Source organism: Burkholderia anthinoferrum (genome assembly GCF_002925705.1).
Lineage (GTDB): Bacteria > Pseudomonadota > Gammaproteobacteria > Burkholderiales > Burkholderiaceae > Burkholderia > Burkholderia semiarida.
Genome location: NZ_LFZP01000001.1, coordinates 1 through 21,858, shown reverse-complemented (window position 1 = coordinate 21,858; position 21,858 = coordinate 1). Strand labels below are relative to the sequence as shown.

Annotated in this window: 22 protein-coding genes and 1 tRNA gene; 15 read left to right on the top strand and 8 right to left on the bottom strand. The window is 66.3% G+C overall.

Annotation, left to right across the window (positions count from 1 at the left end; genetic code table 11):
- Position 1 precedes the first annotated feature (1 nt).
- The 8 genes from fliM to C5F75_RS00085 all read left to right on the top strand — a co-directional run bounded on the left by fliM (position 2) and on the right by C5F75_RS00085 (position 9,356).
- Complete coding sequence (gene fliM / locus C5F75_RS00120) at positions 2-1,000, top strand: flagellar motor switch protein FliM (protein ID WP_059580399.1); 999 nt, start codon at positions 2-4, stop codon at positions 998-1,000.
- The gene (fliN, locus tag C5F75_RS00115; RefSeq protein WP_059580396.1) at positions 993-1,496 is read left to right on the top strand and encodes a flagellar motor switch protein FliN; all 504 of its coding nucleotides are present in this window, start codon (positions 993-995) and stop codon (positions 1,494-1,496) included. The genes fliM and fliN overlap by 8 nt, the downstream gene beginning before the upstream one ends.
- Complete coding sequence (gene fliO / locus C5F75_RS00110) at positions 1,493-2,059, top strand: flagellar biosynthetic protein FliO (protein WP_060008870.1); 567 nt, start codon at positions 1,493-1,495, stop codon at positions 2,057-2,059. Before fliN ends, fliO begins: the two co-directional genes overlap by 4 nt.
- A 36-nt stretch (positions 2,060-2,095) precedes the next feature.
- A complete protein-coding gene (gene fliP, locus C5F75_RS00105; protein WP_059580391.1) occupies positions 2,096-2,857 on the top strand; it encodes a flagellar type III secretion system pore protein FliP in 762 nt (253 codons plus the stop codon).
- Between the two features lie 17 nt (positions 2,858-2,874).
- A complete protein-coding gene (gene fliQ, locus C5F75_RS00100; RefSeq protein WP_006401718.1) occupies positions 2,875-3,147 on the top strand; it encodes a flagellar biosynthesis protein FliQ in 273 nt (90 codons plus the stop codon).
- 28 nt (positions 3,148-3,175) lie between these two features.
- Positions 3,176-3,958, top strand: coding sequence for a flagellar biosynthetic protein FliR (gene fliR / locus C5F75_RS00095; RefSeq protein WP_060008873.1), 783 nt, complete (start codon positions 3,176-3,178; stop codon positions 3,956-3,958).
- Between the two features lie 353 nt (positions 3,959-4,311).
- The gene (locus tag C5F75_RS00090) at positions 4,312-6,330 is read left to right on the top strand and encodes a site-specific DNA-methyltransferase (RefSeq protein ID WP_060008874.1); all 2,019 of its coding nucleotides are present in this window, start codon (positions 4,312-4,314) and stop codon (positions 6,328-6,330) included.
- Positions 6,330-9,356 (top strand): type III restriction-modification system endonuclease, encoded by a 3,027-nt coding sequence (locus C5F75_RS00085; protein ID WP_104011761.1) that lies wholly within the window; start codon positions 6,330-6,332, stop codon positions 9,354-9,356. Before C5F75_RS00090 ends, C5F75_RS00085 begins: the two co-directional genes overlap by 1 nt.
- A 206-nt stretch (positions 9,357-9,562) precedes the next feature.
- Here C5F75_RS00085 and C5F75_RS00080 read toward each other — a convergent pair whose 3' ends face one another.
- The 4 genes from C5F75_RS00080 to egtB all read right to left on the bottom strand — a co-directional run bounded on the left by C5F75_RS00080 (position 9,563) and on the right by egtB (position 12,684).
- Positions 9,563-9,817, bottom strand: coding sequence for a hypothetical protein (locus C5F75_RS00080; RefSeq protein ID WP_059580380.1), 255 nt, complete (start codon positions 9,815-9,817; stop codon positions 9,563-9,565).
- A 56-nt stretch (positions 9,818-9,873) separates the two neighbouring features.
- Positions 9,874-10,170, bottom strand: coding sequence for a hypothetical protein (locus tag C5F75_RS00075; RefSeq protein WP_060008881.1), 297 nt, complete (start codon positions 10,168-10,170; stop codon positions 9,874-9,876).
- A gap of 293 nt (positions 10,171-10,463) precedes the next feature.
- Complete coding sequence (gene egtD, locus C5F75_RS00070; protein WP_059637965.1) at positions 10,464-11,477, bottom strand: L-histidine N(alpha)-methyltransferase; 1,014 nt, start codon at positions 11,475-11,477, stop codon at positions 10,464-10,466.
- On the bottom strand, positions 11,461-12,684 hold the full coding sequence (gene egtB / locus C5F75_RS00065) for an ergothioneine biosynthesis protein EgtB (RefSeq protein ID WP_060008884.1): 1,224 nt from the start codon (positions 12,682-12,684) through the stop codon (positions 11,461-11,463). The genes egtD and egtB overlap by 17 nt, the downstream gene beginning before the upstream one ends.
- A gap of 578 nt (positions 12,685-13,262) precedes the next feature.
- On the opposite strand from egtB, the gene C5F75_RS00055 reads away from it, so the two are divergent.
- On the top strand, positions 13,263-13,739 hold the full coding sequence (locus tag C5F75_RS00055) for a carboxymuconolactone decarboxylase family protein (RefSeq protein WP_059580368.1): 477 nt from the start codon (positions 13,263-13,265) through the stop codon (positions 13,737-13,739).
- Positions 13,739-14,620 carry a sigma-70 family RNA polymerase sigma factor gene (locus C5F75_RS00050; RefSeq protein WP_060008908.1) on the top strand — a complete coding sequence of 294 codons (882 nt, stop codon included), beginning with the start codon at positions 13,739-13,741 and terminating at the stop codon, positions 14,618-14,620. The genes C5F75_RS00055 and C5F75_RS00050 overlap by 1 nt, the downstream gene beginning before the upstream one ends.
- 77 nt (positions 14,621-14,697) lie before the next feature.
- Here the strand turns inward: C5F75_RS00050 and C5F75_RS00045 are convergent, their stop codons facing one another.
- Together C5F75_RS00045 and C5F75_RS00040 are read right to left on the bottom strand one after the other, a co-directional pair.
- A complete protein-coding gene (locus tag C5F75_RS00045; protein WP_059580361.1) occupies positions 14,698-15,204 on the bottom strand; it encodes a DUF2628 domain-containing protein in 507 nt (168 codons plus the stop codon).
- A 449-nt stretch (positions 15,205-15,653) separates the two neighbouring features.
- A tRNA-Val gene (locus C5F75_RS00040) sits at positions 15,654-15,730 on the bottom strand.
- Between the two features lie 679 nt (positions 15,731-16,409).
- On the opposite strand from C5F75_RS00040, the gene C5F75_RS00035 reads away from it, so the two are divergent.
- The 3 genes from C5F75_RS00035 to C5F75_RS00025 all read left to right on the top strand — a co-directional run bounded on the left by C5F75_RS00035 (position 16,410) and on the right by C5F75_RS00025 (position 18,016).
- Positions 16,410-16,760, top strand: a complete 351-nt coding sequence (locus C5F75_RS00035; RefSeq protein WP_226094359.1) for a hypothetical protein — start codon at positions 16,410-16,412, stop codon at positions 16,758-16,760.
- 26 nt (positions 16,761-16,786) lie between these two features.
- Positions 16,787-17,104, top strand: a complete 318-nt coding sequence (locus C5F75_RS00030) for a hypothetical protein (protein ID WP_060008887.1) — start codon at positions 16,787-16,789, stop codon at positions 17,102-17,104.
- Between the two features lie 486 nt (positions 17,105-17,590).
- Positions 17,591-18,016: a hypothetical protein gene (locus C5F75_RS00025; protein WP_226094360.1), complete on the top strand. Its 426-nt coding sequence runs from the start codon at positions 17,591-17,593 to the stop codon at positions 18,014-18,016.
- Positions 18,017-18,264: 248 nt separating this feature from the next.
- Here C5F75_RS00025 and C5F75_RS00020 read toward each other — a convergent pair whose 3' ends face one another.
- Both C5F75_RS00020 and C5F75_RS00015 read right to left on the bottom strand, forming a co-directional pair.
- Entirely contained in the window at positions 18,265-19,023 is a 759-nt protein-coding gene (locus C5F75_RS00020; RefSeq protein ID WP_060008892.1) for an anti-sigma factor family protein, read from the bottom strand.
- Entirely contained in the window at positions 19,020-19,541 is a 522-nt protein-coding gene (locus tag C5F75_RS00015; protein ID WP_059580351.1) for a sigma-70 family RNA polymerase sigma factor, read from the bottom strand. The genes C5F75_RS00020 and C5F75_RS00015 overlap by 4 nt, the downstream gene beginning before the upstream one ends.
- Before the next feature lie 158 nt (positions 19,542-19,699).
- Between C5F75_RS00015 and C5F75_RS00010 the strand changes: the two genes are divergently transcribed.
- Positions 19,700-20,785, top strand: coding sequence for a catalase family peroxidase (locus tag C5F75_RS00010; protein WP_104011760.1), 1,086 nt, complete (start codon positions 19,700-19,702; stop codon positions 20,783-20,785).
- Complete coding sequence (locus tag C5F75_RS00005; RefSeq protein ID WP_172843425.1) at positions 20,785-21,315, top strand: cytochrome b; 531 nt, start codon at positions 20,785-20,787, stop codon at positions 21,313-21,315. The genes C5F75_RS00010 and C5F75_RS00005 overlap by 1 nt, the downstream gene beginning before the upstream one ends.
- Positions 21,316-21,858 lie beyond the last annotated feature (543 nt).

Sequence of the window (21,858 nt, the reverse complement as noted above, 5' to 3'; positions counted from 1 at the left end):
TATGGGTCACCAGGAGTTCATGTCCCAGGAGGAGGTCGATGCCCTCCTCAAGGGCGTCACGGGCGAAACCGATGCGGTCGACGAGCAGCGCGACACGTCGGGCGTCCGTCCCTACAACATCGCGACGCAGGAGCGAATCGTCCGCGGCCGGATGCCCGGCCTCGAGATCATCAACGACCGCTTCGCGCGCCTGTTGCGGATCGGCATCTTCAACTTCATGCGACGCACGGCGGAAATCTCCGTCAGCCAGGTGAAGGTGCAGAAGTACAGCGAATTCACCCGCAACCTGCCGATCCCGACGAACCTGAACCTGGTGCACGTGAAGCCGCTGCGCGGCACGTCGCTGTTCGTGTTCGACCCGAACCTCGTGTTCTTCGTCGTCGACAACCTGTTCGGCGGCGACGGGCGCTTTCACACGCGTGTCGAGGGCCGCGATTTCACGGCCACCGAGCAGCGGATCATCGGCAAGCTGCTGAACCTCGTGTTCGAGCACTACACGACCGCGTGGAAGAGCGTGCGGCCGCTGCAGTTCGAATTCGTGCGCTCGGAGATGCACACGCAGTTCGCGAACGTCGCGACGCCGAACGAGATCGTGATCGTCACGCAGTTCTCGATCGAGTTCGGGCCGACGGGCGGCACGCTGCACATCTGCATGCCGTACTCGATGGTCGAGCCGATCCGCGACGTGCTCAGCTCGCCGATCCAGGGCGAGGCGCTCGAAGTCGACCGCCGCTGGGTGCGCGTGCTGTCGCAGCAGGTGCAGGCCGCCGAGGTCGAGCTGACCGCGAATCTCGCCGAGATCTCGGCGACGTTCGAGAAGATCCTGAACCTGCGCGCGGGCGACGTGCTGCCGCTCGAGATCGAGGACACGATCACCGCGAAGGTCGACGGCGTGCCGGTGATGGAATGCGGCTACGGAATTTTCAATGGTCAATATGCGTTGCGCGTGCAGAAGATGATCGGCGCGAGCGATTCGATGAAGGAAGGTGGATATGAGTGAGCTGAACCAGACGCCCGACGACGACATGCAGGCGATGGCCGATGCGGCCCTCGCGGCATCGGCCGCCGCGGCATCGGCCGCCGACGCGAAGGCGCCGGCCGCGGCCGACGAAGAGCAGGGCCTCGACGACTGGGCGGCCGCGCTCGCCGAGCAGAACCAGCAGCCGGTGCCGGCCGGGGCGACGGGCGCCGGCGTGTTCCAGCCGCTGTCGAAGGCCGCGGCGAGCTCGACGCACAACGACATCGAGATGATCCTCGACATCCCGGTCAAGATGACCGTGGAACTCGGCCGCACGAAGATCGCGATCCGCAACTTGCTGCAGCTTGCGCAGGGGTCGGTCGTCGAGCTCGACGGCATGGCCGGCGAGCCGATGGACGTGCTCGTGAACGGCTGCCTGATCGCGCAGGGCGAAGTCGTGGTCGTCAACGACAAGTTCGGTATTCGCCTGACCGACATCATCACGCCGGCCGAACGCATCCGGAAGCTGAATCGATGAACGTCGTGAAGCCAGGCCGGCGCGGGTGCCGCGCGATGGCGGCGGTGCTTGCCGTCGCCGCGTCGCTCGCGTGCGCGCCGGCCGGCGCCGCCGACATGAACGCGGTGAACCACGCCGGTTCGATCGCGTCGAGCGTGACGGTCGGTTCGGCCGTGCCGTCGCTCGGCATCGGCGCGGTGCTGCAGACGCTCGTCGGGCTCGCGGTCGTGATCGGCCTCGTGTTCGCGTGCGCATGGCTCGCGCGCCGCTTCGGCTTCCAGCCCGCGCGGCGCGGCGGCCCGCTGAAGGTCGTATCGAGCGTCGGGCTCGGCGCGAAGGAAAGCGCGACGATCGTCGAGATCGGCGACACCTGGCTCGTGCTCGGCGTCGCGCCGGGCAACGTGCGCCTGCTGCATACGCTGCCGGCCGGTTCGGTGGCCGCAGTCGCGGGCCCGGCCGCGTCCGACGCGTCCGCCGGCGGCGCTTCGCCCAGCGCCGGCCTGCCCGGCACGTTCGGCTCACGGTTTCGCGACGCGCTCGCGGGCGAAGCCGCGAAACGCCTCGGGCGCGGCAAGGACCGCTGACATGGCGCCGCGCCCTCTTTCCGACTTCGCATTCCGATGAAACACGCCTTCCTGCGGCGCGCCGCGCGCGTCGCGCCCGTGCTGATCCTCTGTCTCGCCCCTGCGCTCGCGTATGCGCAGGCGAACGGCCTGCCCGCGTTCAACGCGAGCCCGGGCCCGCACGGCGGCACCACCTATTCGCTGAGCGTGCAGACGATGCTGCTGCTCACGATGCTGTCGTTCCTGCCGGCGATGCTGCTGATGATGACGAGCTTCACGCGGATCATCATCGTGCTGTCGCTGCTGCGCCAGGCGCTCGGCACCGCGACGACGCCGCCGAACCAGGTGCTCGTCGGCCTCGCGATGTTCCTCACCTTCTTCGTGATGTCGCCGGTGCTCGACCGCGCGTACAACGACGGCTACAAGCCGTTCTCCGACGGCTCGATGCCGATGGAGCAGGCCGTGCAGCGCGGCGTCGCGCCGTTCAAGACCTTCATGCTGAAGCAGACCCGCGAGACCGATCTCGCGCTGTTCGCGAAGATCTCGAAGGCCGCGCCGATGCAGGGCCCCGAGGACGTGCCGCTGTCGCTGCTGGTGCCCGCGTTCGTCACGAGCGAGCTGAAAACCGGCTTCCAGATCGGCTTCACGGTGTTCATCCCGTTCCTGATCATCGACATGGTCGTCGCGAGCGTGCTGATGTCGATGGGGATGATGATGGTGTCGCCGTCCACCGTATCGCTGCCGTTCAAGCTGATGCTGTTCGTGCTGGTCGACGGCTGGCAGTTGCTGATCGGCTCGCTCGCGCAGAGCTTCACGTAAGCGGAGGAACACGCGCGATGACGCCCGAACAAGTGATGACGCTGGCGCACCAGGCGATGATGGTCGGCCTGCTGCTCGCGGCCCCGCTGCTGCTGGTCGCGCTCGCGGTCGGCCTCGTCGTGAGCCTGTTCCAGGCCGCGACGCAGATCAACGAGGCGACGCTGTCGTTCATCCCGAAGCTGCTCGCGGTGGCCGCGACGCTCGTGATCGCCGGCCCGTGGATGCTGACGACGATGCTCGACTACCTGCGGCAGACGCTGCTGCACGTCGCGACGCTCGGCGCCGGCTGAGCCGCGCGTCCGCCCTCCTTTTCCCGCGATGTTCTCGGTCACCTACGCGCAGCTCAACGGCTGGCTGACGGCTTTCCTGTGGCCGTTCGTGCGGATGCTCGCACTCGTCGCGACGGCGCCCATGGTCGGCCACGCGGCCGTGCCCGTGCGCGTGAAGATCGGCGTCGCCGCGTTCATGGCGCTGGTCGTCGCGCCGACCCTCGGCGCGATGCCGGACGTCACCGTGTTCTCCGCGCAGGGCATCTGGATCGTCGTCACGCAGTTCCTGATCGGCGTCGCGATGGGTTTCACGATGCAGCTCGTGTTCGCGGCCGTCGAAGCGGCCGGCGACTTCATCGGGCTGTCGATGGGGCTCGGCTTCGCGACCTTCTTCGATCCGCACTCGAACGGCGCGACGCCCGCGATGGGCCGGTTCCTGAACGCGGTCGCGATGCTCGCGTTCCTCGCCGTGGACGGCCACCTGCAGGTATTCGCCGCGCTCGCCGCGTCGTTCCAGTCGCTGCCGGTGTCGGCCGACCTGCTGCACGCGCCGGGCTGGCGCACGCTCGCCGCGTTCGGCGCGACCGTGTTCGAGATGGGGCTGCTGCTGTCGCTGCCGGTGGTCGTGGCGCTGCTGATCGCGAACCTCGCGCTCGGCATCCTGAACCGCGCGGCGCCGCAGATCGGCATGTACCAGATCGGCTTTCCCGTCACGCTGATCGTCGGGCTGTTGCTCGTGCAACTGATGGTGCCGAACCTCGTGCCGTTCGTGTCGCACCTGTTCGACATGGGGGTCGATGCGATGGGGCGGGTGCTGATCGGGTGGCGGTAAGGCGCCCTGTCGACCCACGTCGATGCTCGTTCGCGTCACTCGGGCGGGACTCATCCCCTCCCGCCGTGAGTCTCCCTGCGGCACGCCCGCGTTCGGCGCCGACCGTGCCCCTTTTTTCGTCCTTTCCGCGGCGCCGTCGAATGCCCGCCGCCCGACCGCCCCGTGCCGCAACCGGCCCGACCCCGCTTGCGCCCCGTCCGGCGGGCAATCGCGGCCGATGCCCGCACGTTCGGCTCACATCGGCGCTTGACCTCGGCCGACCGACTCGCTAGCGTTTCGGGTTTGCCCCGGGCGGCCCTTGCCGCCGGTGCCGTGAGCGCGCCCGACGTCCTGGCGCGCACGGCCGGGCTCCGATGGAAAAGACGATGCACAAACTCGATGCGGCCAGCCCGCAGGCGATGTCGACGGATTTCACCGCCGACAACGTCGCGCGCCTGAAGGCGCTGTTCCCCGAACTCGTGACCGAAGGCCCGCACGGCGCGTCGGTCGACGTCGACGTGCTGAAGGCGCTGGTCGGCGAACGCACGGTCGGCGACGCCGACGAGCGCTACGGCTTTCACTGGCACGGCAAGCGCGCCGCGCGCCAGGCCGCGCTCACGCCGTCGACGGGCACGCTGCGGCCGTGCCCCGACGACAGCGTCGCGTGGGACGACACGCGCCACCTCGTGATCGAGGGCGACAACCTCGACGTGATGAAGCTGCTGCACAAGAGCTACGCGGGCAAGGTGAAGCTCGTCTACATCGACCCGCCGTACAACACCGGCAACGATTTCGTCTATCCGGACGACTTCAGCGACAGCATCCGCCACTACCTGGCGATGACCGGCCAGACCGAAGCCGGCGTGAAGCGCAGCACCAACACCGAGGCGAACGGCCGGTTCCACACCGACTGGCTGAACATGATGTATCCGCGCCTGAAGCTCGCGCACGCGCTGCTGTCCGACGAAGGGCTGATCGCCGTGCACATCGACGAGCACGAACTGCATGCGCTGGTGCTGATGCTGCGCGAGATCTTCGGCGAGGAAAACGAGCTCGGCGTGGCCGTGTGGGACAAGCGCAACCCGAAGGGCGACGCGCGCGGCATCGCGTACCAGCACGAATCGCTGGTGCTGTTCGCGCGCAACGCCGAGACGCTGCTCGAACGCGCGCCGCTCAAGCGCCCGAAGCGCAACGCGCAGCGCATGCTCGACGCCGCGCACGACGCCGTGTACCGCAGCGGCAACCCGAAGGACGCGCAGAAGGCGTACCGCGCGTGGATGAAGGCGCAGACCAACCTGTCCGGCGGCGAGGCGATGTACGACCGGCTGTCGGCGGAAGGCCGCGTGTACCGTCTCGTGTCGATGGCGTGGCCGAACAAGAAGAAGGCGCCGGAAGAATACTTCACGCCGCTGATCCACCCGGTCACCGGCAAGCCGTGCGCGATGCCGGCGCGCGGCTGGCGCAACCCGCCCGCGACGATGCAGGCGCTGATCGAGCGCGGCCAGATCGAATTCGGCCCGGATGAAACCACGCAGCCGCAGCGGATCTACTACCTCGACGAGAACATGTACGAGAACGTGCCGTCGGTGCTGCCGTTCGCCGGCTCCGACGACGCGCTGCTGAAGGCGCTCGGCATCCCGTTCGACCTGCCGAAGCCGGTCGACTTCGCGGCCGCCGTGATCGGCTGGTGCACGCGCGGCGACGACATCGTGCTCGACTGCTTCGCCGGCTCCGGTTCGACGGGCCACGCGGTGATGCAGGTGAACGCGACCGACGGCGGCGCGCGCCGCTACGTCCTCGTGCAGCTGCCCGAGGCGCTCGACCGCCGCGACAAGACGCAAACCGCGGCCGCCGATTTCTGCGCGAAGCTGAAGAAGCCGCTGACGCTCGCCGAAGTGACGAAGGAGCGCCTGCGCCGCGCCGCGCAGCAGGTCGCGCGCGACTATCCGGAAAGCTATGGCGACCTCGGCTTTCGCGTGTACCGGCTCGACACGACCAACGTGATCGAGTGGGACCCGCGCCGCGACGACTTCGACCATGCGTTGTTCGCATCCGTCGAACACGTGAAGACCGGCCGCACCGAGGACGACCTGCTCGCCGAGCTGACGCTCAAGCTTGGGCTCGACCTGTGCACGCCGGTCGAGCACCACCAGGTGGCCGGCAAGACGGTGCACCTGATCGGCCGCGAGATCGTCGCGTGCTTCGATGCGCGCCTGTCGCGCGACGATGCGGGCCCGCTCGCCGACGGCATCGTCGACCTGCTCGATGCGAGCGGCGCGTCGCGCGACGTCACGTGCCTGTTCCGCGACAACGGTTTCGTCGACGACGTCGCGAAGCTCAATCTCGCCGCGCTGCTCGAACAGCACGGCGTGAAGCGCGTGCGGAGCCTGTGATGCGGCTGCATTTCGAAGCGGATCTCGACTACCAGCGCGAGGCGATCGACGCCGTCTGCGACCTGTTTCGCGGCCAGGAGTCGTATCGCGGCGATTTCAGCGTGCTCGCGAACGCCGCGCCCGGCACGACGGCGGCCGCACAGGGCTCGCTCGGCTTCGCAGTGTCGGAGCAAGGCGTCGGCAACCGGCTGTCGCTGACCGACGACGCGCTCGCGCGCAATCTCGCCGACGTGCAGTTGCGCGGCGGGCTGCCGCCGTCCGGCCTGCCCGGCTCGCGCGACTTCACCGTCGAGATGGAGACGGGTACCGGCAAGACCTACGTGTACCTGCGCACGATCTTCGAGCTGAACCGCCGCTACGGCTTCACGAAGTTCGTGATCGTCGTGCCGTCGATCGCGATCAAGGAAGGCGTGCACAAGACGCTGTCGATCACCGAGGATCACTTCCGCGCGCTGTACGCGGGCGTGCCGTACGACTACTTCCTGTACGACTCCGCGAAGCTCGGCCAGGTGCGCCACTTCGCGGCGAGCGCGGCGATCCAGATCATGGTGATGACGGTCGCCGCGATCAACAAGAAGGAAATCAACAATCTCTACAAGGACAGCGAGAAGACCGGCGGCGAGAAGCCGATCGACCTGATCCGCGCGACGCGGCCGATCGTGATCGTCGACGAGCCGCAGAGCGTCGACGGCGGGCTCGAGGGGCGCGGCCGCGAGGCGCTCGCCGCGATGGCGCCGCTCTGCACGCTGCGCTATTCGGCCACGCACGTCGACCGGCATCACATGGTGTACCGGCTCGATGCCGTCGACGCGTACGAGCGCAAGCTCGTCAAGCAGATCGAGATCGCGTCGGCGATCGTCGAGGACGCGCACAACAAGCCGTATGTGCGGCTCGTCGGCGTGTCGAACCGGCGCGGCGCGATCAGCGCGCGCGTCGAGCTCGACGTCGCGACGGCGGCCGGCGTGAAGCGCCAGATCGTGTCGGCCACCGACGGCGACGATCTCGAACGCCTGACCAAGCGCGCGCTGTACGCGGGCTTGAGGATCGGCGAAGTGCACGCGGTGAAAGGCGCCGAGTACGTCGAGCTGCGCCATTCGGAAGGCGAGGCGTTCCTGTCGCTCGGCGAGGCGTTCGGCGACATCGACACGCTCGCCGTGCAGCGCGAGATGATCCGCCGCACGATCCGCGAGCATCTCGACAAGGAGCTGCGCCTGGCCGAACGCGGCGTGAAGGTGCTGTCGCTGTTCTTCGTCGATTCGGTCGAGCGCTATCGCCGCTACGACGAGAACGGGATGCCCGTGAAGGGCGACTACGCGCTGATCTTCGAAGAGGAATATGCGCGCGCGGCGCGCGTGCCGGCCTACCGTGCGCTGTTCGACGGCGTCGACGTCGCGCTCGAGGTCGAGCGCGCGCACAACGGCTACTTCTCGATCGACCGCAAGGGCGGCTGGACCGACACGAGCGAAAGCAGCGCGGCGGCCCGCGAGAACGCGGAGCGCGCGTACGGCCTGATCATGCGCGAGAAGGAGGCGCTGCTGTCGTTCGACACGCCGCTGAAGTTCATCTTCTCGCACTCGGCGCTGAAGGAAGGCTGGGACAACCCGAACGTGTTCCAGATCTGCACGCTGCGCGACATCCAGACCGAACGCGAGCGCCGCCAGACGCTCGGCCGCGGGCTGCGCCTCGCCGTCGACCAGGACGGCGAGCGCGTGCGCGATCCGGGCGTGAACACGCTCACCGTGATCGCGACCGAGCGCTACGAGTCGTTCGCCGAGAACCTGCAGAAGGAAATCGAGGCCGATACGGGCATTCGCTTCGGGATCGTCGAGGAACACCAGTTCGCGGCGCTGCCGGTGCAGGAAGACGACGGCCCCGCGCATGCGCTCGGCATCGAGCTGTCGCGCGTGCTGTGGAACCATCTGCACGAGCAGGGCTACATCGACGCGCAGGGCAAGGTGCTCGATCGGCTGAAGGATGCGCTGCGCCAGAGCGCGCTCGTGCTGCCGGACGCGTTCGAGCGGCTGCGCGCGCCGATCGTCGCGACGCTGCGCAAGCTGTCGGGCCGCTTCGCGGTGCGCAACGCCGACGAGCGCCGCGCGATCGCGTTGCGGCGCGACGCGTCAGGCAAGGCCGTCGTGTTCGGCGAGGATTTCCGCGCGCTGTGGGACCGCATCCGCCATCGCACCGTGTACCGCGTCGAGTTCGACAACGCGAAGCTGGTGCGCGACTGCACGGCTGCGTTGCGCGACGCGCCGGACATCGCGCGGGCGCGGCTGCAGTGGCGCAAGGCCGAGATCGACATCGGCAAGGCCGGCATCGAGGCGATCGAGGTGGCCGGCGCCGGCACGGTGCTGCTCGACGAAGGCGAATTGCCGCTGCCTGACCTGCTCACCGAGTTGCAGGACCGTACGCAGCTCACGCGCCGTTCGCTCGCGACGATCCTCGCCGACAGCGGCCGGCTCGACGATTTCCGCGTGAATCCGCAGCAGTTCATCGCGGTGGCGGCCGACGCGATCAACCGCTGCAAGCGGCTCGCGCTCGTCGCGGGCATCGCGTACCGCAAGCTCGGCGAGCGCCACGTGCATGCGCTCGAATCGTTCGAGAGCGAGGCGCTGACCGGCTACCTGCGCAACCTGCGGCTCGACGCGCGCAAGTCGATCCACGAAGCGGTCGTGTGCGAGACGGACGCCGAACGCGCGTTCGCCGATGCGCTCGAAGCGCACGACGGCGTAAAGCTGTACGCGAAGCTGCCGGCGTGGTTCCGCGTGCAGACGCCGCTCGGCAGCTATCACCCGGACTGGGCCGTACTTGCGGAGCAGGATGGCGGCGAGCGGCTGTACTTCGTCGTCGATACGCCGAATACGGACGGCCACGTGCCGAGCGAGCACGAGCGCGCGAAGCTCGCGTGCGGCGAAGCGCATTTCCGTGCGCTGGCCGATGGCGACGGCGCGGCGCACTTCGTGCGCGTCAGGCACGTCGACGCGCTGTTCGAACCTGCGGCGCCGCTGGCAGGCGCGAGGCGGTGAGACAAAGGGCGGCGACGAGTCGCCCTTTTTTGTCGGCGTGGCCGGGCCTTTATCGATCGCGCCGCGCACGATGCGCGCCGCATGACGTTGTAAATGATCGTAACGATGCGTGCGGCACGCATTCGTCGGATCAATCCGGGGCGTGCATGAACGCGGGAACGAAGCACCGGCGCGACGCCACGGCATCGCGCCGGCGGCGAGGTCGCTTACTGCGCCGGCTGCATGCCCTGCGCGGCGGCCTTGTGCTGCGCGGCCTGCTCTTGCGCCTGCTTCTTCGCCATGTGATGACCGACGATACAGCCGCCGACCGCGCCGACCACCGCGTGGTGCCCCGCGTAGTGGCCAGCCACACCGCCGACCACCGCGCCCTTCATGCAGCCCGCCGCGTGCGCGCTGCCGATCGTTGCGAGCGCAACGACCGCGGCGGTTGCATACCGTCCGATGTGCCGGATGGAATTCATGCGATCACTCTCCTCGTGTTGTCGTGATCAGTGTTCGCGCGAGCGGGTCGCCGCGCTCAGTCCCAACGGCCGCGCCAGCCGCCACCGTCACGCCAGGCGCGCTCGCGCCATTCGTGTTCGCGCCATTCACGGCGGCGCCACTCGCGTTCACGCCATTGACGCGCACGCCAGTCGTCGCGATAGCCGACCGGCGCGTACATCACCGGCGGAGGCGGCGCCACGTAGACGGGCGCCGGCGCCGCATAGGCGGGCACACCGATGCCGACCGACAGGTCGACGTGGGCCGAGGCGACGCCCGAAGCTGCCAGCGCCGCTACACCGAGAACTGCACCGAGAATAAGTTTCTTGCTCATTTCGCGACTCCCTGCACGTGTCGTGCGTCATGTGACTACGGTTCGGAGTCTAGGCACCGTGCGCCGACACAGGTGAAACGGGTATGCGAGACAGGTAACGGACGTTTACGGGTGCCCGCAAAGCCTTGTGGAACAAGGAAGAGACGGTATTCCACACACCGTTGCAGCGATGCATCGGGCTGGTAAAAAGGGGATTTTCGGCACGAAACCGGGCAACGGGATCGAACCCGCCGGTGTGCATGGCGGGCGAACCGCCCTCGCCCTGCGGCGCGAGCGGTTCGTGGCGGCGCGCGTTACGCGCGGATATCGTCGACGCTGCGCAGCCAGTGCACGCTGAACAGATTGTCCGCGTCGGTCCACACGGTATCGGGTTCGAACCCGGCGCGGCGCGCGATCGCACGAAAGCCGTCGATCGTGAACTTGTGCGAGTTTTCCGTGTGGATGCGCTCGCCGGCCTCGAAGCGGAACGCGTGGCCGCGCACGTGCACGGTCTGCGCGACGTCGCTGACGAGATGCATCTCGATGCGCTGCCGCTCGCGGTCGTAGAACGCACAATGCGAGAACGCATCGACGTCGAAATCCGCGCCGAGCTCGGCATTCGCACGCGCGAGCAGGTTCAGGTTGAACTGCGCGGTCACGCCCTGCGCGTCGTTGTACGCGCGGTGCAGCGTGCGCTCGTCCTTCACGAGATCGACGCCGACCAGCAGGCCGCCGCCCCGCAGCAGCCGCGCGGCGTCGCGCAGGAACGTGTCGGCCTCTTCCGGCGAGAAGTTGCCGATCGTCGAACCGGGAAAGAAGCCGATGCGCCGCCGCGGCGTGTCCGTCAGCGCGGCCAGTTGCTCGGCCTTCGTGTAGTCGGCCGCGAGCGGCGCGACGTCGAGCCACGGATACGCCGCCCGCAGCCGCGCGGCCGCGCCGTGCAGGTAGTCGGCCGAGATGTCGACCGGCACGTAGCGCGCCGGCGCGTTCGCGTAGTTGCCCGCGAACGCGTCGAGCAGCACGCGGATCTTCTCGAGCGAACCCGCGCCGAATTCGACGATGTCCGCATGCGGGCCGACGCGCCGCACGATCTCGGCCGCGCGATCGCGCAGGATGCCGAGCTCCGTGCGCGTCGGGTAGTACTCGGGCAACTCGCAGATGCGGTCGAACAGCGCGGAGCCGGCCGCATCGTAGAAGTATTTCGGCGGAATGCTGCGCGGCGTGCGCGACAGTCCGTCGATCAGGTCGCGCTCGAACGCGCTCGGCCGCGAATCGCGGGCGGGTTGCAGGCCACCGCTCGTGGCCGTCAGATCAGACGTCTCGCGCAAGTCGCACCCCCGTGAATTGCCAGCGTGCCGCCGGCGGAAAGAAATTGCGGTACGTCGGCCGTTCATGCCCCGGCGGCGTCGCGATGCTGCTGCCGCGCAGGACCTGCTGGCCGACCATGAACTTGCCGTTGTATTCGGCAGCTACCCCGGCGAGCGGCCGAAAGCCCGGATACGGCTCGTACGACGAACGCGTCCACTGCCAGACGTGCCCGAGCATCTGCCGGATGCCGTCGGCCGCGAACGCGGTTTCCCATTCGAATTCGGTCGGCAGCCGTGCGCCGGCCCATTCCGCGTACGCGGCCGCTTCGTAGAAGCTCACGTGGCATACCGGCGCGTCGGGCGCGAGCGGCTCGACGCCGTGCAGGCCGAACGTGCGCCGCACGCGCGTGGCGGCCGCATCGTCGTCGTCCGGCATCCAGTACGCGGGCCCCTGCCACCCTTCCCGCTGCACCGTCGCCCAGCCGTCGGACAGCCAGAACTCGGGGCGCGTATAACCGCCGTCGGCGATGAACGCCGCGAATTCCGCGTTCGTCACGAGGCGGTTCGCGATCTCGTACGGCCGTACGAGTGCCGTGTGACGCGGCCGTTCGTTGTCGAACGAGAACGTGTCGCCGTCGTGGCCGATCTCGACGAGCCCGCCTGGCTGGGGCAGCCAGCGCAGCACGCCGGCGTCGCCCGCGGCCATCGCGTCGCCGTCCGTCGCGTTGCGCGGCCGGAACGCCGGCTTCAATGGATTGCACGAGAACGCGTGCAGCATGTCGGTGACGATCAACTCCTGGTGCTGCTGCTCGTGATGCAGGCCGAGCACGAGCTCGGGTTCGATGGCGTCGAGTAGCGCCGCATCGGCGCTGGCCAGCGCGCGCAGCATCGCGTCGTCGACGTACTGCCGGTAAGCGTGCACCTCGTCGAGCGACGGACGCGTGAGCAGCCCGCGCTGCGGCCGCGGATGGCGCGGGCCGAGCGCTTCGTAATAGGAATTGAAGAGGAACTGGAAGGCGTCGTCGAATGGCGCGTAGCCGGGCACGCGGCGCATCAGTACGACGGTTTCGAAGAACCAGGTCGTATGCGCGAGATGCCATTTCGTCGGACTCGCGTCGGGCATCGACTGCACGGCCTGGTCTTCGGCGGATAGCGTCGCGGTCAACGCGACGCTATGGGCGCGCACGTCCTGGTAACGGCGCTGAAGCTGGGATGCAAGAAGGCTCATCGGTTTACCGTTCACGTCGCGATTCGCTGCGTTGCGTTGCCGGAAAAGGGAAAGCCTTGCGCGGATGCGCGCGGCTGACGTGCGATTTGCTGCTGCGTCGTCGGGCAGCCGGCGCGCGCGCCGGGCCGCGGATGCGGCGTCACTTCGTCTGCCCGTGCAGAACAGTATGGTCCAGAAATGTGAACGTCGCGAATCGGATTTCGGATGAAACAAAGGCGAAAGAAAAATGAAAGCATGCGTGATGTCGGCATCGCCCGTGCAGCGGACCGTCGATGCCCCGTCGTGGTGGGTTCGGCGACGGGGGCAATACGCGTGCCCGCCGCTGCATGCTGCTGACGCCCGGTGACAGCCGCACGGCGTGCGTGAAAGGTCGATGGCGCGCGTGGGTCGGAGGCGCGGCGTCCCGCGGACGATTCGTCAGTCGATATCGCGTTGTTCTCCGTGCCCCGCTCAACGCCTCTGCCCTTCGCTGGCCGCCGCTTTCTTCTCCGGCCGCAAAAAATTTTTTACGCCGATGTCACACACGCGAGTGGCTCGCTCGTCATATCGGCGGAACCCACACGAAAGGAGAAGGAACCATGACTGCGAAACTCAATCCGTTTGCCGCCGCCCCCGCGTTGATGAAGCAATGGATGACCGTGTCGGTCGCCGCTGCCGGGAGCCTCGAGCCGACGCTGATCGAGCTGGTCAAGATCCGCGCGTCGCAGATCAATGCATGCGCGAACTGCCTTAACATGCACACCGTCGAGGCGCGCGAACAAGGCGAGACCGAGCAGCGCATCTACCTGCTGTCCGCGTGGCGCGAAGCGCCCTGCTACACCGACCGCGAACGCGCGGCGCTCGGCTGGACCGACGCGCTCACGCGGCTGTCGGAGGGCCACGCCGCGCACGAAGCGGCCCATGCGGCGCTGAACGACCATTTCAGCGAGGAGGAACAGGTGAAACTGACGGTGATGATCAACGTGATCAACGGCTGGAACCGGCTCGCCGTCGGCTTCGGGCTGTGGGTCGACCCGGCCGACGCGAAGGCCGCCGCCGCGAAGATGGTGGCCTGATGCCGAACCTCGACCCGGCCAGCGGCGGCGCCGACGAACGGGCCGACGCGGCGGCGAGCTTCGATCCGCTGCGTCGCACGCTGATCCGCGTCGCGTACCGGATGCTCGGTTCCGTCGCGGATGCCGAGGACATGGTGCAGGATGCGTTCATCCGCTGGATGGACGTCGACCGCACCGAGGTGCGCGTGCCGGAGGCGTTCCTGCGCCGCATGGTGATGCGCATGTGCCTCGACCAGTTGAAGTCCGCGCGGTATCAGCGCGAGACCTATATCGGCCCGTGGCTGCCGGAGCCGGTCGTCGAGGAAGACGAACAGGACGACGTCACGCTGCCGCTGCTGCTTGCACTCGAACGGCTGTCGCCGCTCGAACGCGCGGCGTTCCTGCTGCACGACGTGTTCGGCGTCGAATTCGACGAAGTGGCCACGACGATCCGGCGCGACCCGGCCGCATGCCGGCAGCTCGCCGCGCGGGCACGCACGCACGTGCGCGACGCGCGGCCGCGTTTTCATGTCGAGAAGCAGCGCGGGATCGAACTGGCCGAAGCGTTCTTCGCGGCGTCGCGCAGCGGCGACATGCGCGCGCTCGGCGCGATGCTTGCGGAGGACGTGAGCCTGCATTCCGACGGCGGCGGCAAGCGCGCGGCCGCCGGCAAGCCGGTGTTCGGCTTCGAGCTCGTGATGCGGGTGCACGCGCACCTGGCCGAGTTGTTCGAGACGCATGCGTCGAAGCTCGTGCGGGCCGGGTTCATCAACGGGCTGCCGGGGTTCGTCACGCTGGAAGCCGACGGCGAGCTGCAGACGACCGCGCTCGAGATCGACGACGGCAAGATCGTCGCGATCTATGTCGTGCGGAATCCTGATAAATTGAAGCATCTGCATTGAGATGCGCGCGGTGGCGTGCGGGTTCAAGGCGGCCACCCCGCCCGCTTTCTCGTTCGATCCGGCGCGAGCCGATGACGTCAACGGAATGCGGCCACCAAGGCGTGAATGAGCGACGTCGCGTAACAGAAAAATACGAACGCGACGGCAAAGCCGATTACCGCGAGCCAGTTCGTGCCGCCTTGCACGCTCAGGAGTGCAAGAAAGGAGTCGCCGGGTGCGGAATGGGGACGCAGCCTCGTGATCGCCCGGCGGACATGCGCCTGGTAGAAACTGTTGCCATGCAAGCCAAGCATCACCGAAATCCCGATCCCGATTGCGTTGCTCTGACTCGAGTCGAAGAAATTCGGGAAGAACAGCATTTCGATCAGCGAGAGCCCGAATACGATGCCGAATAGCGCCAGCGCATGCCAGTACATGCCGCGGTACGCCATCCAGAACGGCCCCACCAGAAAGGCTGCCCAGTTCCAGGAATGCTTGCTCCTGCGTGTCGCGGCGATTGCCCATTTCGTTTCATACCAGCGGGCTTTTTTCCCAACGTAAGCGGCGATTTCGTCAGTGCTGACGGGTGTCGTGGTCTCGGACATGTGTGTGTTGGCCCTCGGTGGCGCAGCGTGCGCGTTATTGGTATCGGGTCCGCTCACGGCGTCGGCAAGATGTGTGCGCGTTCCCGGGAATGCCGCGACGGGTCTTTTCGGGTATCGGGACGCGTCGACGGTCGGCCGAGTCTATGCGGCATACGGCGATGGAGTAAGAGAAGCCGGAGTAGCGTGGATGCGGGCGCGCGGACGAAACGCACGTCGGCTGGTGCTGTGCCGCGCCCTGTGCATACGGCCGCAATTGTGTCGAACCGTTTCGACAGTCAATACGTGTAGCGCGGGATACGGAGAGAAACGTGAAGGCTGGCGCGCGGCCGGATGCTACCCGTCGGCGCAAAGAAAAACGCCACGCGAGGTTGCCGCGTGGCGTTTGTATGTTTGGCGAGCCGCGTTGCCTGTAGGCAAGTTGTGCTGCCGGACCCCTTCATTTTGTTCGTTGGTAGGCTCGATTGGATTCGAACCAACGACCCCCACCATGTCAAGGTGGTGCTCTAACCAACTGAGCTACGAGCCTAAGAAGCCGCGAATTATAGAGAGGGTTTTGGGGGAGCACAAGCCCCTTCGTGAAAATTTCTTGAAACGCGCCGGGCCGCGTGCTGACGATCGATGTCGTGCAGCGATGCGTGGAACGTCGGCTTCACATCTGCGCTCGGCTTCACATCTGCGCAGCACAGTAAAACGCGTCGATGTGCTGCCGTGTTATCCACATTGCCCTCTGGATAACCGTCCGGCAAGCCTCTGGATTCACAGTGGAACGATTGAGGATATGTCGGCGCGGCTGTGAATCGACGAAAAGTTGTTCTGTGCTGCCGGACGCTGTTCACGTCGCGCGCCCAGAGTTATGCATTTCGGTTCGCGTTGAAAATTCAGTGCGTTACCGACGTTATCCACTGTGGGGCACAGGGTTTGTTAACTATCACTACGTATATATACGAACTCTGTTAACACCTTTGGATAAGCACAGTCCGTCGACTGTGATCCGCTCACGCCGTGCGCTTCGTGTAGCGATTGGATGAACGAAGTCGAAAACTGTGGAGAGCATTGACCGATGCTTGGACCAGCCGCTCTGTAGAATTGCCGTCATCCTTGGTGAGCGGTCACGTGATGACATACGAGGTTCCGATGGTGTCGCGCGGTGCGATTGATCTGTCCGATGGCGAGCGCATCGTCCGGGTGTTGAGCGACGCGCAGCCATGGGATTGGAAATCAAAGGTGAAATGATGCCGCTGGTGAATTGTTCATATCACGGACGTGTCGGAGGCGAGCTCGTGACTCGTGCTGTGTCCGAACTCGTCAACGATCGTGGCAACTGGAAGGGCGGCCGCGGGGTCGTGCCGTTGACGCTGGTGCGCGATGAGATCGAGTTTCCGGGCTACATGCTCGAATCGGAAGCGACGAAGCTGCTTGAATTGGGCGGGACGCACGCAGGCGGAGGCGTCTATCGGTTCGACAATGACGAGCCGATGGAGACGGCGATCGGATGGTTGACGGCAACGTGCGTTGAATGCCTGAGGGAATTGATGGCCGGGCAGGAAGCAGGATAGAAGCGCGGCGTCTTCGGGGAGAGGCGATGACCCAATTGAATTTCGGCGCGGTCGATCGATGCTCGGTCCGGCTCAATACCGCGACGCTGCTCGGCCTGAAGGCGGCCTACGAGGAATTTGCGAAGACCGGGCAGGACCTGCGTAACTTCGAGATCTACATCGAGGACGAAAGTGCAGCCAGGGTCGATCCGAAGCCCGAGGACGCCGTCATCGGTGTGACGTTCGCAGCGAAGATGCCCCCAGGCGTGCGCGGGCTCGGCAACGCGAGTCCGGTCGGGACGTCGATGAAGTATGTCGTCTCTCCGGAAACCGGCGAGATTCTCAGGGTTTATCTGATCAAGTGACTTCGGAGGCGATGAAGGTAGTCGGCCTTCATATGTGGATAACCGCGACACAAAACGATGCGAAACGCTGTGCAGGCAAAAGGTGAGGGCGTGCGCGGATCACAAGCTGGGCCCAACTGGACGGAGAGAAGCAATCCCTGAGAACGAGGTGCATGCGAAACGGACATCCGGTTTCGTGCGCTTGTCGACAGCCCGTATGTGGACAACCCGCACGCCCAACCAGTCGCATCGCTGTGCTCCGGACAGGTGAGCACCATGCATTCGACCATGCGAATCAGCCCGAACGTCTTGTCTGACGGGGATTTTCCGGAATAGCGCAGGCGATGCGGAGCGTCCTCGCGCGATCCGTAGTGATGGAATGTCTTGTGGATATCGAGCAGCCAACGCACGCGAAATCCTGTGCGCTCAACAGGCGAGGGTAAGCGAATTCGGTGCTATCCCCTCATCTATCCCTCCGACGACAGAGGCGTTCTCGGCGAAATAGCGGTGCTTGGGACAATCGGAAGCATCGTCGTCATCGCGGTTTTCCTGGCGCTGGTCTATGCGTACGCGAGCGACCTCAGGACGACCCTGAAATCGGTCAGCCGGGGATCGCGTGTGGCCGAACCCAACAGTGTCTGGTTCCTCTTGCCGTACAACTTCATCGAGGACTTCTTCATTATTTCCAACGTTGTGAAGTCCCTGGAAGGGGAGTCTCGTATCCATCCGGCGCTGTCGGGTTTGCGCTCGTTCGGCCGGATCAGCGGCATCGGGTGGTGTTTTGCTCAGGTTCTTTCGTTGATACCCAATGCCATGGGCTCCATCGCGGTTTTCCTCGGGGTTTGGCACCGGGTGTTTGTGCGCCGAGCCAACAAGATGCTTGCCGGCAGCCAGGTCTCCGTGGCGACTCTACCTGGATGGACAGAGTCGTAGCCTGCCTTGGAAGCCAGATCGCTTACCCGTGCTCGATGTGGATATCCCGTTCCGCAGCGACTCGAAACCCTGTGATTCCAAAGGTGAGGGCGCCGCCGGGGTTCCGATGTGAACAACAGCCCGGGAAAGTCAGTCGAAACGCTGTGCGCTCGACCGATGAGCATGAGCTCGTTCAAGCCCGCCGGGCCGCCCCACAAAAGCCGCTGACGGCCACCACCAACCGCCACCCGCGCGCGCATCCTACCGCATCAAGTCTGCTGATCAAGCGCCTGCGCGATCGCCTTCTCGCCGACGCTGCCGGCCGGCCCGACCACCGCATAATTGAGCCCGTTCACCGACCCATACCGCGCGAGCAGCGCGCCATCCGCGCGTTGCCCGTTCGGCAACAGCCGATGTCCCGATTCCGCCGGCCGCAGATAGAAGCTCAGCGTCCGTCCGGCCTCGTCCTCATAGAGCACCATCGCAGCAGTAGCGCCGCTGTCCGTCGTGAACAAGCGCCCACCGACCGGCCTGAACCCCGCCGCGCTCAAATCCGGCAGCTTCGCCGATGCGCCCACGCCTTTGGTGAGCCATCCCTGCAAATCGCCCGCACCGGTCGGCCGGTAATCGACCTTGGCCGTTCGATCGACCACCATCATCTGATAAGCCTTGACCGCATCGCTCATCGGCGCGATCGGCGGCGCCGCGTTCCACCCGCGCGCCTGCCATCCGCCGAACGTCCCGAGCCCGACGCAGAACACGAACGAAGCCGCCATCGCGAACCGCATGCGCGCGCGCTCAGCCCGCCGGCCGCGAATCGCGGCCGGGTCCAGCGCGGGGTTGTCCGCCGGCATCCGCACGCTTTCCAGCGCGGCCCGCAGCCGCTGCGCGTCCTGCTGCCATTGCTTCACCTGTTCCGCACGGGCCGGATGCAGCGCGAGATAGCGCTCGACCGCGGCGCGCGCATCGTCATCGAGCTGGCCGTCGACATAGGCCTGAAGGTCATGTTCGTTCGGAGGCGTGTTCATTTTTTCATCAACCGCAAGGAAGGAGCAGGAAGTTCGCCGTCGCTCAGCTGGCGCAGCGCCTGGCGCGCGCGGGACAGCCGCGACATCACGGTGCCGATCGGCACCTCGAGCAGGTCGGCCACTTCCTGATAGGTGAAGCCTTCGACCGCGACGAGCAGCAGCAGGCTGCGCTGTTCGTCCGAGAGCCGGCCGAATGCTTCGAGCGTCGCGCGCGCCGCGAATTCGCGTTCGGCGGACGGCCAGTGCGCTTCGTCGTCGTCGTGGATGCGGCCGAGCAGCCACGCGTAGCGCTTCGCGCTGCGTTTGCCGTCGAGAAATTGTCGGTACAGGATCGTGAAGAGCCAGCTGCGCAGCGACGCGTCGTCGCGACGGCTCGTCCAGCGCGACAGCGCGCGCTCGAGTGTCGACTGGACGAGATCGTCGGCCGCATGGACGTCGCGCGCCAGCCAGAGCGCGAAACGTCGCAGCCTGGGGATGAGTTCGCGCAATGCTTCGTCGTCGAGGGCGGTGGAGGGCATGGCGGGGCCGGTTGCCGAAAGGGTCGTGGATGCCGCGTAGGACGCCGGCCGGCATCGATTATTCCCTCCAGCATACGAAAAAATGTTTCGTGGAATAAAGCGGCGCGGGCGACGTCCTACGCGCGTTCGACAATGATCTGACGATCGGGAGTGCATTCATGAAGCAATCTTCTTCTTCGCCGCAGCGCGAGCCCGGGCGCGGGTGGTGGCGCTGGGCCGTGATCGGCGGCGCGGTGGCCGGCGTGGCGGCGGCGTTCGGGTATGCCGGCGGGTGGCTCGCGCCGGCGCGTCTGACCCCGCACCGGCTCGTCGACGCGCTGCAGACCAACAGCGGCATCCATCCCGGCTACCGGCGCAATCACGCGAAGGGCGTGTGCGTGACCGGCTATTTCGAAGGCAACGGGGCCGCGAGCGCGTATTCGGTCGCGCCGTTCTTCAAGCCGGTGCGCACGCCGGTGGTCGGGCGCTTCGCGTTGCCGGGCGGGAATCCGTACGCGCCCGACAGCAGCGTGCCGATCCGCAGCCTCGCACTGAAGCTCACCGCGCCGGACGGCCAGCAATGGCGGACCGGGATGAACGCGATGCCGGTGTTTCCGGTCGCGACGCCGCAGGCGTTCTACGAGCAGACACTCGCGACCCGGCCCGATCCGAAGACGGGCAAGCCCGACCCGGCGAAGGTGAAGGCATTCTTCGGCGCGCATCCGGAGGCGGCCGCGTTCCTGCAATGGGTGAAGGGTGCGAAGCCGAGCGCGAGCTACGTCACCGAAAGCTATTACGGGTTGAACGCGTTCTACTTCGTCGATGCGGCCGGCAAGCGCCAGGCCGTGCGGTGGCGTGTCGTGCCGGAGCAGACGGCCGGCGCCGGCGACGTCGCGACGGCCGCGGATCCGAACGTGCTGCAACAGGACGTGACGCAGCGCATCGCGGCCGGCCCGCAGAAGTGGAAGCTGCTGGTCACGCTGGCGGAGCGCGGCGACCCGGTGGACGACGCGACGAAGGTCTGGCCCGCGCAGCGCCCGACGATCGATGCGGGCACGCTCGTGCTCGACCGCGTGGAGGCGCAGGACAGCGGCCCGTGCCGCGACGTGAATTACGACCCGACGGTGCTGCCGCAGGGGATCCAGGTGTCGGGCGATCCGTTGCTGGCGGCGCGCTCGGCCGCGTATGCGGATTCGTATCTGCGGCGCACGAGTGAAGAGGCCGGCGTGGCAGGCGTGGCGCGAGTGAGTGGGGAGGGACGGTGATGAAGGCTTCGACGACGTTTAGCTTGCCGGCGCGGGTGCTGCACTGGGTGATGGCCGCGATGATTCTCGCGATGTTGTTCATCGGGGTGGGGATGGTGGCGTCGGTTTCCGGGCGGCACGAGATTCTGGTGGCGATTCACAAGCCGCTGGGTGTGGCCGTGCTGGTGCTGGTGTGCGTGCGGATCGTGGTGCGGATGCTGTCGAAGCCGCCGGCGTTGCCCGACGATCTGCCGTGGTGGCAGAAGGTGGCCGCGCACGGGTCGCATCTCGTGCTGTATGCGCTGATGGTGGCGATGCCGCTGATCGGCTGGGCGATGCTGTCGGCAGGCGGGTATCCGGTGACGCTGGGCGGCGGCGTGCAGTTGCCGGCGCTGGTGTCGGCTGATCCGGTGACGTTCGCGTGGCTCCGGGTTGCGCATCGCGTGCTGGCTTATCTCTTCTTCCTGACGTTCCTCGCGCACTTTGCCGCGGCGTTGTATCACGGGCTGATTCGGCGGGACGGCGTGGTGAGGGCGATGGTCGGGCGGTAATCGACGGAAGGTTGCGTTCGATACGGCGGGGGCTGTTCAAGGGCGACCGAGGCCGCCCCTGCCGTGTCGTCTTATATATGAGCCCTGGGAAGGCTCGGCGGCCCCCGCCATAGCACGTCAAAAATATTTCACAAAAGGGGTTGCGGAGACCGGGGCGGATGCATAGAATCACGCCTCTTTCGCGCTAACGGAAACACGGCGCGGGGGAAGAAGAGGGAAGCGGTGCTGTTGCAGTCGGTTTTATCGATTCCAGTGCACGCGAAATTAAACCGCAGTCGTCGCAACGAAGTAGTTAAAAAAGTTGTTGACGAGTCTCAAAAAACGGTTGATAATCTTGCTTCTCTGCTGCTGAAAACGCAGCGCTGCCGAGGGGTCTCAGATTCCTCGCAGAAACGCTCTTTAAAAATTAACAGCCGATAAGTGTGGGCGCTTGATGAAAGCGAGCTGATCCTCGGATCAGATAGCAAAAGTATCAAGAGTCTCACACTAAAGTAAGTCAGGTTTATGAAGTGATTCATATTCCTGTCAGCTTTGAGTGAGCGA